1 pseudogene is annotated in these 276 nt (G+C 54.0%); it reads right to left on the bottom strand.

Annotated elements, in window-relative coordinates:
- Window positions 1–276 (bottom strand): annotated as a pseudogene (locus tag APU02_RS26775) (hypothetical protein); the annotation flags it as partial.

Here is a 276-nt window from a genome sequence, read left to right as displayed (position 1 = left end):
AGCGCTTCTGCACTTTGTGCAACCAGCGCGGCAGTCACCATGTTCAACGCCACGCGTGGAACCGCCGACCATGCGGAGCCGGATTGTGTCGGTCCTGTGTATACGCTGACCAGCGCTAATTCGGTATCGCTTTCCACTGATATAACAGGCAGGGTATATGGCACTCCGCCGACCGTAACAACGATAAAATCGCCGGCGGCCAGTTCCGTTGCAAATGAAGTACCGATACCAGTCACAATGACAGAGTTATTGGTCAGGGTTAAAGTTACTGCGGAC

It is taken from the genome of Citrobacter sp. 50677481 (assembly GCF_001463265.1).
GTDB classification, from domain to species: domain Bacteria; phylum Pseudomonadota; class Gammaproteobacteria; order Enterobacterales; family Enterobacteriaceae; genus Citrobacter_A; species Citrobacter_A sedlakii.
This window is presented reverse-complemented; position numbering and strand designations above follow the sequence as displayed.